Source organism: Anaeromyxobacter sp. SG17, from assembly GCF_022690695.1.
In the GTDB taxonomy this organism is placed as follows: domain Bacteria; phylum Myxococcota; class Myxococcia; order Myxococcales; family Anaeromyxobacteraceae; genus Anaeromyxobacter; species Anaeromyxobacter soli.
The window spans coordinates 38,968-50,005 of record NZ_JALCYX010000031.1; the positions used below are offsets into that span (position 1 = coordinate 38,968).

At 73.0% G+C, this 11,038-nt stretch carries 15 protein-coding genes; 4 read left to right on the forward strand and 11 right to left on the reverse strand.

What is annotated here, in order from left to right:
• The first annotated feature begins 30 nt into the window (after positions 1 to 30).
• Positions 31 to 621, forward strand: a complete 591-nt coding sequence (locus tag MNY60_RS13155; RefSeq protein WP_242355540.1) for a hemerythrin domain-containing protein — start codon at positions 31 to 33, stop codon at positions 619 to 621.
• 290 nt (positions 622 to 911) lie between these two features.
• Here the strand turns inward: MNY60_RS13155 and MNY60_RS13160 are convergent, their stop codons facing one another.
• Positions 912 to 1,811 carry a hypothetical protein gene (locus tag MNY60_RS13160; RefSeq protein WP_242339875.1) on the reverse strand — a complete coding sequence of 300 codons (900 nt, stop codon included), beginning with the start codon at positions 1,809 to 1,811 and terminating at the stop codon, positions 912 to 914.
• Positions 1,812 to 2,039: 228 nt separating this feature from the next.
• Between MNY60_RS13160 and MNY60_RS13165 the strand changes: the two genes are divergently transcribed.
• Positions 2,040 to 2,405 carry a hypothetical protein gene (locus MNY60_RS13165; protein ID WP_242339876.1) on the forward strand — a complete coding sequence of 122 codons (366 nt, stop codon included), beginning with the start codon at positions 2,040 to 2,042 and terminating at the stop codon, positions 2,403 to 2,405.
• 127 nt (positions 2,406 to 2,532) lie between these two features.
• On the opposite strand, the gene MNY60_RS13170 is transcribed toward MNY60_RS13165, so the two are convergent.
• The 8 genes from MNY60_RS13170 to MNY60_RS13205 all read right to left on the reverse strand — a co-directional run bounded on the left by MNY60_RS13170 (position 2,533) and on the right by MNY60_RS13205 (position 8,499).
• On the reverse strand, positions 2,533 to 2,973 hold the full coding sequence (locus MNY60_RS13170; protein ID WP_242339877.1) for a hypothetical protein: 441 nt from the start codon (positions 2,971 to 2,973) through the stop codon (positions 2,533 to 2,535).
• Positions 2,974 to 3,007: 34 nt separating this feature from the next.
• Positions 3,008 to 3,526, reverse strand: a complete 519-nt coding sequence (locus tag MNY60_RS13175) for a polymer-forming cytoskeletal protein (protein ID WP_242339878.1) — start codon at positions 3,524 to 3,526, stop codon at positions 3,008 to 3,010.
• Between the two features lie 128 nt (positions 3,527 to 3,654).
• Complete coding sequence (locus tag MNY60_RS13180) at positions 3,655 to 4,917, reverse strand: type II restriction endonuclease (protein ID WP_242339879.1); 1,263 nt, start codon at positions 4,915 to 4,917, stop codon at positions 3,655 to 3,657.
• Positions 4,918 to 4,991: 74 nt separating this feature from the next.
• On the reverse strand, positions 4,992 to 6,092 hold the full coding sequence (locus MNY60_RS13185; RefSeq protein ID WP_242360764.1) for a winged helix DNA-binding domain-containing protein: 1,101 nt from the start codon (positions 6,090 to 6,092) through the stop codon (positions 4,992 to 4,994).
• Positions 6,093 to 6,149: 57 nt separating this feature from the next.
• Positions 6,150 to 6,416, reverse strand: coding sequence for a hypothetical protein (locus MNY60_RS13190; protein WP_242339881.1), 267 nt, complete (start codon positions 6,414 to 6,416; stop codon positions 6,150 to 6,152).
• A 111-nt stretch (positions 6,417 to 6,527) separates the two neighbouring features.
• Complete coding sequence (locus MNY60_RS13195) at positions 6,528 to 7,427, reverse strand: glutathione S-transferase (protein ID WP_242360766.1); 900 nt, start codon at positions 7,425 to 7,427, stop codon at positions 6,528 to 6,530.
• Positions 7,428 to 7,476: 49 nt separating this feature from the next.
• On the reverse strand, positions 7,477 to 7,971 hold the full coding sequence (locus MNY60_RS13200) for an asparaginase domain-containing protein (protein ID WP_242339883.1): 495 nt from the start codon (positions 7,969 to 7,971) through the stop codon (positions 7,477 to 7,479).
• 78 nt (positions 7,972 to 8,049) lie between these two features.
• Positions 8,050 to 8,499: a hypothetical protein gene (locus tag MNY60_RS13205; RefSeq protein WP_242339884.1), complete on the reverse strand. Its 450-nt coding sequence runs from the start codon at positions 8,497 to 8,499 to the stop codon at positions 8,050 to 8,052.
• Between the two features lie 155 nt (positions 8,500 to 8,654).
• Between MNY60_RS13205 and MNY60_RS13210 the strand changes: the two genes are divergently transcribed.
• On the forward strand, positions 8,655 to 9,113 hold the full coding sequence (locus MNY60_RS13210; protein ID WP_242360768.1) for a hypothetical protein: 459 nt from the start codon (positions 8,655 to 8,657) through the stop codon (positions 9,111 to 9,113).
• 29 nt (positions 9,114 to 9,142) lie between these two features.
• Here the strand turns inward: MNY60_RS13210 and MNY60_RS13215 are convergent, their stop codons facing one another.
• Together MNY60_RS13215 and MNY60_RS13220 are read right to left on the reverse strand one after the other, a co-directional pair.
• Entirely contained in the window at positions 9,143 to 9,328 is a 186-nt protein-coding gene (locus tag MNY60_RS13215) for a hypothetical protein (RefSeq protein ID WP_242339886.1), read from the reverse strand.
• Positions 9,329 to 9,498: 170 nt separating this feature from the next.
• A complete protein-coding gene (locus MNY60_RS13220) occupies positions 9,499 to 10,296 on the reverse strand; it encodes a hemerythrin domain-containing protein (protein ID WP_242339887.1) in 798 nt (265 codons plus the stop codon).
• A gap of 135 nt (positions 10,297 to 10,431) precedes the next feature.
• On the opposite strand from MNY60_RS13220, the gene MNY60_RS13225 reads away from it, so the two are divergent.
• The coding region (locus MNY60_RS13225; RefSeq protein WP_277956992.1) for a hypothetical protein at positions 10,432 to 11,038 on the forward strand (607 nt) is incomplete at its 3' end.

An 11,038-nucleotide genomic window follows, 5' to 3' on the forward strand; every position in this document is an offset into this window, starting at 1 on the left:
TGTGGTTACACGACACGCGGAGGTCCTGCCATGCGCGATGGGAAGCCCGTTCGAGCCCGCCGGCTGCTCTCCTGGACGTCGATCGCTCCTGCCCTCGTGCTGGCGGCCGCCGCGCACGCGCGACCGGCCGCTGCGCAGCACGGGCAGGAGGCCGAGGCACCTCACGCAGCGGCGCCGTTCCAGATCCCGGACTCCATGCGCGCAGAGCACGCGAAGATCCACGAGGAGCTCGTGCGCGCGACGAAGGCACCTGCGGCGGTCGGGCAGGCCGCGCGAGCGCTCGCCGAGGTGCTCCACCCGCACTTCGTCCGGGAGGAGGAGATCGCGCTCCCGCCCCTCGCGCTGCTCGAGCCGCTCGCGGCCGGGAAGTACGACGCGAAGATGGCGGAGGTGTTGAAGCTCACCGACGCGCTCCGCGAGGAGCTCCCGAAGATGCTGAAGGAGCACGAGGCCATCGGCGCCGCGGCGAAGAAGCTCGAGGCCACGGCGAGGAAGGCGGGGAACGCGAAGGTCGAGCAGCTCGCGAAGGACCTCCAGCTCCACGCGCGCACCGAGGAGCAGGTGTTCTACCCGGCGGCGCTCCTGGTGGGAGACGCGGTCAGGGCGCGGGGTTCGCGCTGACCTCTTCGCTTCGCTTCGGCCAGACCGAGAGTAACCAGCGTTCGGCCAGACCGAGAGTATTCGAGAGTATTCGGCCAGACCGAGAGTAACCAGCGGCGGATACGGCAGGAGAGGGCGCTCGATGCGCAATCTCGGCGTCATGGTTAGGCAGTCCGGCGACTCACGCCCGCCTGCGAGTGACGTTTCGACGCGCTTTCGGGCTGTGGACGCGAGTTTCGCTGGCTGCGCGCGCACCCCTGCCATGGAAGCGCGCGGAACCGACCCACTGAGTCCGTGAGCGAGAGCGGATCCTACGCTGCGCCGGCGCACCGCACGCCGTGGAAAAGGCGCAGGTGGTAGGTGCCGGCGGGGAAGACCACGGTCCGCACACCCGAGCTCCACTCGACCAAGGCCTGCCGGTACTCGACGAGGAAGGACCGGAGGCGGAGGAGGCCCTCGATCCTCTTCCACTTGTCGCGCGCGGCAATCCGGGGCTTGAGCTCGAAGCGAGGCTCTCCGGCAGGCGGGCTCGCAAACGGGTTCTGCGCCAGCACCCGCGTGACGCCGACGAACCGGCGGCCCTTGGTGGCGATCTCCTGGTGGTGCCTCTTCTCGAGCTCCTGCACGGCGGCCGAGAGCGAGGCACGGAACTCGTCCGCAGAGGCGAAGCCCGGCGGGGCTGAGAGCTCGAGCTCGACAGTCTCCGGGAGGTAGCCTTTGGGGTCGAAGAAGAAGCTCGGCCTTCGGGCCACGAGCTTGATGGTCCCGATCTGCTCTGGGGCAGTCCAGAGACCCGGCCACTCCGCGCCCCGCCTGACGAGTCCGGCGGCGACGGGATTGGCGAGCACGTACGCAGCCTTCGCGAGGACGTCCTCAGCATCGAGCGGCTCGACCGCACTGTAGCTCCCGTCGGTCGCCCAGAAGCTTTCGAAGCGGCCGAGCGAGGCGTTCACCGCGCGTGCGACGAGAGAGTCCAGGTACTGCATGAAAGCCGGGAGGCGTCCTTCGGGATCGGTGACGATGAGGTGCGCGTGGTTGGAGAGGACGCAGAACACGTGGACGAGGACGCCGTGGCGACGGGCTGCGAGGGCGAGGACGTAGAGGAAGATCTCGTTGATGATCTTGGACGGGCGAAGGAAGAAGCGGCGTTCCGAGCAGCGCCGCGTGATCAGGTAGACGGTGCCTGGCAAAACGCGGCGAGGAGCAGTCATGAGAACGGCGGCAAAGCAGGCATCGTGCCGCCGCCGGGACATGTTGTTGCGAGCCATTCGGAGGAGCGGTCGGCAGGAGAGACCGCGCCGCGGGCGGTCGGTCCGCGGAGCGGTACTCTCGGTCGGGTGCACGCTCCAGGCGCCTCCCAGCCCTTCGGGCGTCGCGGTCGTGGGCGTGCGCCGGGCGGGAGGGAGGCGTATGGGGGCGCGTGAAAGGAGGAGACGCTCATGAAGCTCGCCCTGTGGACGACGACGATCGCGGCGCTCTTCATCGCGGCGGCGCCGAGCCTGGCGGCCGACACCACGATGGCAGGAGAGGGGAAGGGCAAGTACCTCGTGACGGTGAAGCACACGCCGGAGGAGTGCCTCGCGCGGATGGACGAGGTCGCGAAGGACAAGAAGCTGCTCGGCAAGGCGGAGTGGGGCTGCATGTCGGGCGACCACACGATGTACCTCACCACCGAGGCGAAGAGCCCCGAGGACGCGATCAACAAGGTGCCGGAGGCCGAGCGGAAGGACGCGAAGGCGGTGAAGCTGACGAAGCTCAGCGAGGCGCAGATTCGCAAGCTTCACGAGGAGCACGGCGGGAAGTAGCGGCTCGCGAGCGCGGTCGACCTCCCGGCCGCGCTCGCGCCACTCGGCGCCCGATCGTCCTCAGCCGGGCCGTCGTCGGGCGGTCGCTCTGGGGTCGCGGGGGCGCGTCGGCCGGTGAACGTGCCTCTTACTTCAGCAAATCCTTCACGACGTGCGCGCCGAGCGTACGCAGCCCCTCGTCGAGCAGCGCCTTGCCGCGCGGCGTGGCGAGCGTCCCGCGCATCGCCTCGGCGGCGAGGCCGATCTCGAGGTCGAGCCGCACGAGCACCGCCGAGACGGCCGGCGTCGCCGGGGCAGGCTTGGCGCGCGCGCGGCGCGCGAGCACGCCCGCGGAGAGCTTGTCCATGAGCTGGTCCTCGGTCGTCCGCGGGCCCTGGAGCGCGCGGAGCGCCTCCGAGAACCCGCGGTACACGTCGTCCAGCGCCGCCGGCACGGCGAGCGCCTGCGCGAGGCGGTCCTGTGCCTCCTCTTCGTCCACGCTGCGCGCCGCCGCATAGGTCGGCGCGAGCAGCAGGACGAGATCCTTCTGCGTGAGGACGTGCGGCAGGCGGCGCGAGAAGAGCGGCATGCGACGGTCCTATCACGCCGCGCGCGTGCGGCCCCTACTCCTTGCGGATCCGGACGTGGCAGTCCGCGTCGCGCAGCGCGGCCGACACGGCCCCGACGACGCGCTGCGCCAGGCTCTCCCCGTCGATCATGGCTTCCACGGAGTGGCGCTCCCCTTGGAGCGCAGCCCCCTGCGCGACGAGCAGCTTGCCGCCGACGGTGGTCGCGTTCCCCTCGACGCGCGCGCCCTTCTCGAGGCGGACGTTCCCGCCCACGGCGGTGACGTCGCCCGTGACCGCAGCGTCGCTCTCGATGACGACGTCTCCACCGAGCGCGACGGCCTCGTCGACGGTCGCGCCCCTCTTGACGCGTACGCTCCCGCTCAGCGCGACGACGTGCCGGGGGTGCTCGCCGGCGGAGACCACGACGTCGCCGCTCCGGACGATCTCGTCCTTGCCGGTGATCTCCACGTCGCAGCTGCGCTTCGTGTCGGCGGCGATCGCGGCTGCGGGCGCGACGGCGAGCACGAGGGGCATGGTGACAGCGAGGGACGCCACGATCGGAAATACGCGCATGGGGACCTCCGGGGCGAGAAATCGTACGCGGGTCCGACAGCGATATTTCGCCCGCGACGTTCACACCCAGACGAGGGTCGATCCCGGCTCGAGGAGCGTGCTCGCGCGCCTGGACGTTCCACCGCCCTTCAGCCGAGCCGCCTCGCCACTGCCTTCAGGCCGGTCCCGAACCGCGCCATCGCCTCCCGGTTCCGCGCGAGCTCGCCGTAGGGGAGCCAGCGAACGTCGAGCTCGCCGATCCGTCGGAACGCCGGGCGGGAGAGCTGCCGCCGCACGTCGTCCTCGCGATCGTCCGGCGCGACCAGGAAGATCCCGCGGAGGCCTCCCGCCTGCGTCTCGGCGAGATCGAGCATGCGCATCACGCCCGTCTGGATCGTCGTGGTGTGCTCCACCTCGAAGGCAGCCTCGACGCGGCCGGATCCTGGCTCCAGCCAGAGGACGTCGATGAGCGGGATGAACCCCGATCCGGCGCCGCCCGCGAGTGACGGCGGCAGCTCCGCGAGGCATCCATCGCACAGGCGGCCATCCCCCCAGGGCCGGTTTCGATCGTTCGACGCGATCCACACCCCATAGCCGAGCGCGCGCCCCAGGTCGCGCAGCCAGGCCTGGATCTCGGTGTGAGTCCGGTCGCCTGCCGACGCGGCCTCCCGCGTCTTCCGCTCCTTCGCGCTCTCCTCGCGCACCTTCGCGAGATCCGCCTGCCAGGCGGTGAGCGCGGCTGCGTCGTCGGCGCGCGGCGGCGCGCGGTAGCGGCCCGAGCCGACGTCGAACAGGAGGCCTGCCACGGCGCCGAGGTCGTTCGAGAGGAGGTCCCGGTGCTCGGCCACGAGCCGGAGCGCGCCCTCGCGGAGCGCGAGGTAGTCGTCCCACCGCCCGAGCTTCACCTTCGCGCCCGCGAGCGCGTTGTAGCCGTTCACGATGGCGGTGTTGAAGGGCAGCGCGAGCGTGGGGTGCAGGAAGTAGAGGAGGTTCGCCGCGGCGGGGCCCAGCCCCTTGATCCGGCGAGCGGCGAGCCGGCGGACCTCGGCGAGCAGCGCCTCCTCGCCGCCGCAGCACAGGCAGGCACCGAGGAACCGGCCGAAAGCGAGCTGGTTCTCGCGGTCCTCGTAGATGTCGGGAATGCGGAGCTTGGGCTTCCAAAGGAACGCGTGGTCGGCGCCCTTGAAGATCTGGCGCTGCTCGGCGATCGCGCCGACGGCGGTCTCGAGGGACGAGCCCTTGTAGACGTTGCCGAACGCGCCCGCCTCGATCTCCGCGACGACCTTCTCGATGCCGCGGCGAATGGAGCGGAAGTTCTTGAGCCGCTCGTCCCACGTGAACCAGGTGCGGTAGGTGCCGCCGGGATCGTCGCGCCAGCGTGCGACGAGGTCGCGGAGCGGGGAGGTGGTCATTCCGGGAGTCTACTTCTCACGCGCGCCATTGCGATGACGGTCGCCGGAGCGCGCGCCGGCGGTCGAGGTCGCGGTCACCCCCGCCGCCCCCGCGCGGGAGCCGCCTCCTCGTCGTTCACCACGAACCCGACGAGCCGCGCGCCCTCTTCCTCGAGCGCGTCCCGCGTGCGTCTCGACAGCGGCGCGAACGGCTCGAGCTCGAGCTTCGTGCGCTTGCCGGTACCCGCGATCCGCCACCTGCCGGCGGCGAACCCGTCCACGAGGAAGGTCGGAGGGACGACCAGGTTCTTCGTGGTGAGCGCCTTCCGGTGCGCCTCGGCCACGACGCGGCGGCGGTCGGCATGGGCGAGCAGCAGGTTGTCCCACTCCGGCAGGAACCGCACGGGCGCGGGCGTGTCCTCCGGCGGACGGGGAGCGCGGGGGAGATCGAGGAGCTCCCGCCCGTCCTCGTCGCGGAAGCTCCGCAGCTTCGGCCGGATCGCCGCGAGCGAGCCGTCGAGCCTCCCGAGGCCCGACCACGCCTGCAGGTCCGCCGCGGTCGCGGGGCCGAACGCGGCGAGGTAGCGGACGGCGAGCGCCTCCGGGGAGCGCTCGTCCGGGATCGCCTCACCGAGCCACGCCTCCGCCACCGCGAAGCGCCCCGAGCCATGGAACGCCCACGCGTCCTCGCTCGGGACCTGCACGAGCGGGAGCTGGGTGCGCACGGCGTAGGCCAGCGCGCGAAGGTCCACCCCCGGGAACCGCGCGCCGAGCAGCGGCCGGAGCTCGTCGAAGGTCCGCGGCTCCTCCTCGAAAAGCGCGCGGGCCGCGGCGATCACCCGCGCGAGGTCCACGTTCACGAGGCGGTCCGCGACGATCCTGGACGCGGCGTCCAGGGCGGGCTGGAGGGGACCGCGGAAGGCGAGGAAGTCCGCGGCGGTGACGAGGTGGAGCGTCGCGCGCATGAGCGGCCCGCGGACCACCGCCCGCGACGCGACGAGCCGCCTCAGCTCCTCGCGGCGGAACCCCTCGACCCGCGACCAGAGGCCGATGAACGGCGGTCGCGCGAGCTGCGCCTGCAGGCCGGCGAGCCGCTCGATGGCGCGGAGCACGGGGACGCGCTGGCGGGCGAGGAGCAGCTGGCGCGCGAGGGTGGCTCGGTTCAGGGCGCGGAGCGAGAGCGGGCGGCCGGGCACGCGAGGAAGATAGCGGCGCGCCCGCGCCGCCGCCGCACCTTCACCGAACGTCGCGCGCTACTTCTTCGCCTTGCCCGCCGGCTTCGCCTCCACGCTGGTCGCCGTCATCCGGTACTCGACCGTCACCTTCTCGCCCTTCTTCACCTCGCCCGTGATCTTCGTGTCGGGCGTGCGGGCGATCTCCCACTTCTCCTTGCCCTTCTGGACGGTGACGCTGTCCTCGGTGACCTCGAGGACCGGACCGGTCACCTGGTAGGTCTTCGTCGCGGCGAGGGCGGGGGTGGCGAGCGAGCCGAGGAGGAGGGCGAGGGCGATCCGCTTCATGGTCAACTCCGGGTTCGGGTGGCCTTCGAGGTGGTGAGTTGGCCGCGAACGTCACTGCGCGGAAAGAGTTCGAATGGGGTCCCTCGCGCGGGTCCGCCCGCCCGGTCCGCCTCACGCCTCCCGCCGTGGCTTCCGACCCTTGCCGCGGACGGTCGCAGCGGCGCGAGACTTCCCGGCGGGCGCGCGGCGCACGATCTTCGAGCGGGCTGCGGCCTTCTTCGGGCCCGCCTTCCGGGCGCGCGCGCGGCCGGTCCGGGCCGCGGTTCCGAGATCGAGCTCCGGGTAGTGCCGGAAGATGCCCCACTCGTTGAAAGGGAGGCGGCGGTCGGACGCGAGGTACGCCGCGATGCGCGGTCGCGCGGCGACGGCGTCGTGCAGGGCGGCGAGCCGCGGGAAGCTCCGCTCGTGCTGGCGCATCGCGTTCGGGAACGCGTAGCGGAGCCCGGCGATGATCTGGAACGTCGAGAGATCGGCGTAGCTGCAGTCGCTCCCGACGAGCCACCTCCCGCCGCCGGCGGGGTTCGAGTCGAGCGCGCGATCGAGGTACCGCAGGAAGAGCGGGATGCGCTCGCGCACGAACGCCTCCGCGTTGCGCTTCGCCTCGCGCCGCTGGGCCTCGTAGTAGAGGGAGGTCGCGACGGGGTGATGCGTGGCATGGGTCTCGGCGACGAGATCGGCGATCGTGAGCTGGATCTGGTGCGCGCGCAGCCGGCTCGCCTCGTCCTCCGGGACGACGCCGATGCGCGGCGCGAGGTACTGCAGGATCGCGGCGGTCTGCGCGACGAGGACCTCGCCGTGCCGGAGCGCCGGGGGCCCGAGCGGTGTGAGCCACGGCCCGGGCTCCTCGAGCAGCCGCTCGATCGCGGCGGCGCCGCCGCCCTCCGAGTCGGGCATGCGCCCCACGTCGTCGTACGGGACGCCCGCGTCCTCGAACGCGAGCCGGACGAACTCGCCGCGGCCCTGGAGGCCCGGCCAGTAGAGGAGTTCCCATCGCGGTTCGGAAGGAGCCATGGCCCGGACGTTCCCTCGGGCGGCTCCGGGGCGCGAGCGCCCGGGCGGGTCACACCTCCTCGAAGATGCCGCTCTGCCGGTTCTTCCGGACGTGGTCGCCCGGGAAGACGCGGCCGTTCATCGCGACGTAGACGCCGGGCGGCAGCACCTGCGCGAACGAGATCGCGCTGCCGAGGTTGAAGAGCCCGTCCGAGGAGCCGAACGCGTAGGGGACCATCGCGCCGGTCAGGACGATCGTCTTGCCGAGCCCCGCGTCCAGGAGCGCGCGGGCGGTCTCGGCCATGGTGTCCGTCCCGTGCGTGATCACGAGGCGCTGCTCGGCGGCGCTCCGGCAGTTCTCGACGATCGCGCGGCGATCCGCGTCGGTCATGTCGAGGCTGTCGATCATCATGAGCGTCCGCACGCGCGTCTCGACGCGGCAGCGCGCGAGCCGCAGCATCTCGTGGACGTGCGTGTCCTTGAAGTACAGGCGCCCGGTCAGCTCGTCGTACTCCTTGTCGAAGGTGCCGCCGGTCACGAACAGTCGGATGGGCTCGGTCGCCATGCCCGCAGGATATTGCGGAACGCGGACAGGCGCACGGGGGGCCGCCAGCCGCACGAGACGACCAGGCCAGCCGGGGCCTCAGGCGCGGCGGGACCGTCTCTCCCGCTCGGCGCCGGCGTCGAACCACGCGCGCGCCGACGGGCGCAGGAGCGCGACGCCGATCGTCCCGATCGGCAGGACCACCACGAGCGCGAACGCGAGCAGGGGGAGCGCGGCCGTGCGGGCCGAGAGCAGCGCGGCCACGAGCCCGATGAGCATCGCGAACACGCCCAGGCACGCCGCGATCGGCATGGTCCAGCCGACCGCAGTCATGCGGACGTCGGGGCGCTGGAGGAGCGCACCGCGGATGAACGCGACGATCCCGCCCGCGACGAGGAGGCACAGGACCGCGGTCGCGGCGGAGCGCAGCATCGCCTCACCCTGCCCGAGGAGCCGGACGCACCAGACGCCCAGCGCCAGGGCCTCGGCGCCGACGACGCCGGCCGAGGCGATCGCCAGGACGACGCTCTGCGGGGGGCGGCGGAGCACGCGGTGACGCTAGCACATCCCCATGCACCGGCCGTCTCCCCGATCGCCTGGGCCACGGGCGCCGGGCGACCTCCCGGGTCCCACGCGGCGCGTCGTGCTTACGATCTCCAGGCGAGCCGTTCGCGCTCCAGGAGCCGGCTCGGGGAGGAGGAGGGATGGCAACACCGCGCCGGACGACGCCCGGGGCCGCCTTGTTCGGCCTCATCCTGGTCGCCGAGGCGACGACGTTCCTCGTCTTCGCCGCTGCCCACCACGGGCACCCGCTCGCGCTCGGCGCCCTCCGGATCGAGGAGCCGCACATCCCCCTCGCCACCGTCGTCGAGGGGCTCTGCGGCCTCGTCCTCCTGTGGGCGGGCTACTCGCTGCTCGCGGGCTCGTGGCGCTGCTGGCGCGCCGCCGTGTCCGCGCAGCTCGTCGCGCTCACCGGCGCGCTCGCAGGATTCGGGGCGCTCGCGCTCCGGCTCGCGCCGCGCACCCCCATCAACGACGCGTATCTCCGCGGGATGCTCGTGCTCCTCGCCGCGGGCCTCGCGCTCTCGCTCGCGCAGCTGTGGCGTGCGCGCGCGCGGAGGCGGTCCGCGGCCTTTCTCCGCTGGCGCGGCGCGACCGGCTGAGCCGACCCCGTAGGCGGCGCGCTGCCGCGCTACCGGTCGTGCCCCTTGCCCTTGGAGTGGCAGCGGCCGTCGCTCCAGCGGTGACCGGGCGGGCAGCTCTTCGCGGGCGCAGCCACGGCGCCGCTGCTGGACCGGCGGTAGACCGGGCCGCCGTGGACGATGCAGCCGGTTCCGAGGAGCGCGACGGCCATGACGGAGGCGACGAGGGTCTTCATGCGGGCTCCGGAGCCCTTCCCGGGCGAGGAACGAGGTCGAGGCTGCACCGTGAGGCGGGCAGCCGGGCCGGGAACCTCGCACGGGCGGTCGAGGAGCCACAAGGGCGCGCGAGTGCGCCGAGGCGCGGCCGGGTAGGGCGCGGTCGGACCCCGGGCGCGGGCGCGCGACGCTACTGCGCGGCTTCCGGCTGGAGCTCGCGACCGACCTCCTCTACGCCCTCGCCGATCCGCTGCTGAGCGCGCCGGGCCGCGCGCACGCCGCGCCGTATCCGCCGCTCGACCGCCTCGGGCTGCACCTCCGCCCGCGCCTCCTCGAGCCTGCGCGTGAGGCGCCCGCGCGCGCGGCGCACCGCGTCCTCGCCACGGCGGAGCGCCGAGTCCACGAGCTGCCGGCTCATGTCCACCGCCATGTCGACGAGCTGGGCCAGGCCGTCGCGGCTGCGGTCGAGGGCGCCGGCGGCGAGCCCTGCGAACATGGCGCCGGGCGGCTCGTCCGGCGCGAAGGGATGGGGCCGCGTCGGAGCGATCCGCTTCGCGCGCTCGAGCGCGGCGCCGAGCTCTCGCAGCTCCTCCGTCGTGTAGGCGCGCTCCATCGCAGGAAGGAGGTCGCGCTCCTCCTCCTCGACGTGGTGGCGCACGCTCGCGATGAGCACGCGGACCTTGGCGTCGAAGCGAGGGTCGGTCGCCCGCAGGGTGCGGATCTCGGTGAGCGCGAGCTTCGCGACGTGGTGCTCCTCGAGGGCGACGAGGACCGCCGGCTCCTTGGACGCGCCGTCGACCACCTGCCGCACGCGCGGGTAGACGAGCTGCTCCTCTATCGAGGCGTGGATCGAGAGCTCGCGGACGATCCTCGCGGCGAGGTCCTCCCGGTGCGTGGCGCTCCGGGAGCGCTCGAAGGCCTGGAAGAGCTCCTCGACCTCACGGTGATCGTCCTCGAGCACGGCTACGGCGTCGCGTGGCGTGGGCATGGCGCGAATGTCCGCACCTCGCCCGGCGGACGCAACGCGTCATCCGCGTCGCGCATGCCCCCGTGTCACCCGGACGGCGTCCGTAGATCCTTTCGCCCGCTCGTCCGTTCACCTCGCGAGAGAGAGGAGCCGACCATGCACGTCCGTGTACACGTCCTCGCCGCTGCCTTTGCCCTGCTGTGCGCAGTTCCCGGCGCCCGCGCCACCGCCCGTCCGCCGGAGCGGCCCGCGCAGGCCGGGCCCTACTCCATCCAGCTCACCGACGAGGAGGGCAGGGCGCTGCCGACCTTCTCCCACCGCGGGCGCACCTACGTCCTCGGCTCGCTCGGCGGGAGGTACCTCGTGCGTGTGCGGAACGACTCCGGCCGCCGCGTGGAGGTGGTCGTGTCGGTCGACGGCCGCGACGTGATCGACGGACGTCCCGCGACGTGGACGAAGCGGGGGTACCTCGTGGAGGGCTGGTCCGAGGTGGCCATCGACGGGTTCCGGACGAGCCGCGAGTCCGTCGCGGCGTTCCGCTTCTCGAGCGTGCCGCGCTCGTACGCGGCGCTCACCGGCGATGCGCGCGACGTCGGCGTCGTCGGGGTGGCGGTCTTCCCCGAGCGCGAGCTCCGCCCCGTCGCGCCGCTCCGCCGCGCCGAGCCGCTCGAGGACGAGGGCCGCGCCGGCGCTTCCCCGGAGTCGCGCCGGTCCGCGCCGGCCGGCGAGGCGCACGCGGACGCCGCCCCGGCGCCGCAGGCCT

Bases quoted from the DNA above. Each gene is read 5' to 3' on its own strand.
- MNY60_RS13155 (WP_242355540.1), top strand. From the start codon at position 31: ATGCGCGATGGGAAGCCCGTTCGAGCCCGCCGGCTGCTCTCCTGGACG.
- MNY60_RS13160 (WP_242339875.1), bottom strand. From the start codon at position 1,811: ATGACTGCTCCTCGCCGCGTTTTGCCAGGCACCGTCTACCTGATCACG.
- MNY60_RS13165 (WP_242339876.1), top strand. From the start codon at position 2,040: ATGAAGCTCGCCCTGTGGACGACGACGATCGCGGCGCTCTTCATCGCG.
- MNY60_RS13170 (WP_242339877.1), bottom strand. From the start codon at position 2,973: ATGCCGCTCTTCTCGCGCCGCCTGCCGCACGTCCTCACGCAGAAGGAT.
- MNY60_RS13175 (WP_242339878.1), bottom strand. From the start codon at position 3,526: ATGCGCGTATTTCCGATCGTGGCGTCCCTCGCTGTCACCATGCCCCTC.
- MNY60_RS13180 (WP_242339879.1), bottom strand. From the start codon at position 4,917: ATGACCACCTCCCCGCTCCGCGACCTCGTCGCACGCTGGCGCGACGAT.
- MNY60_RS13190 (WP_242339881.1), bottom strand. From the start codon at position 6,416: ATGAAGCGGATCGCCCTCGCCCTCCTCCTCGGCTCGCTCGCCACCCCC.
- MNY60_RS13195 (WP_242360766.1), bottom strand. From the start codon at position 7,427: ATGGCTCCTTCCGAACCGCGATGGGAACTCCTCTACTGGCCGGGCCTC.
- MNY60_RS13200 (WP_242339883.1), bottom strand. From the start codon at position 7,971: ATGGCGACCGAGCCCATCCGACTGTTCGTGACCGGCGGCACCTTCGAC.
- MNY60_RS13210 (WP_242360768.1), top strand. From the start codon at position 8,655: ATGGCAACACCGCGCCGGACGACGCCCGGGGCCGCCTTGTTCGGCCTC.
- MNY60_RS13215 (WP_242339886.1), bottom strand. From the start codon at position 9,328: ATGAAGACCCTCGTCGCCTCCGTCATGGCCGTCGCGCTCCTCGGAACC.
- MNY60_RS13220 (WP_242339887.1), bottom strand. From the start codon at position 10,296: ATGCCCACGCCACGCGACGCCGTAGCCGTGCTCGAGGACGATCACCGT.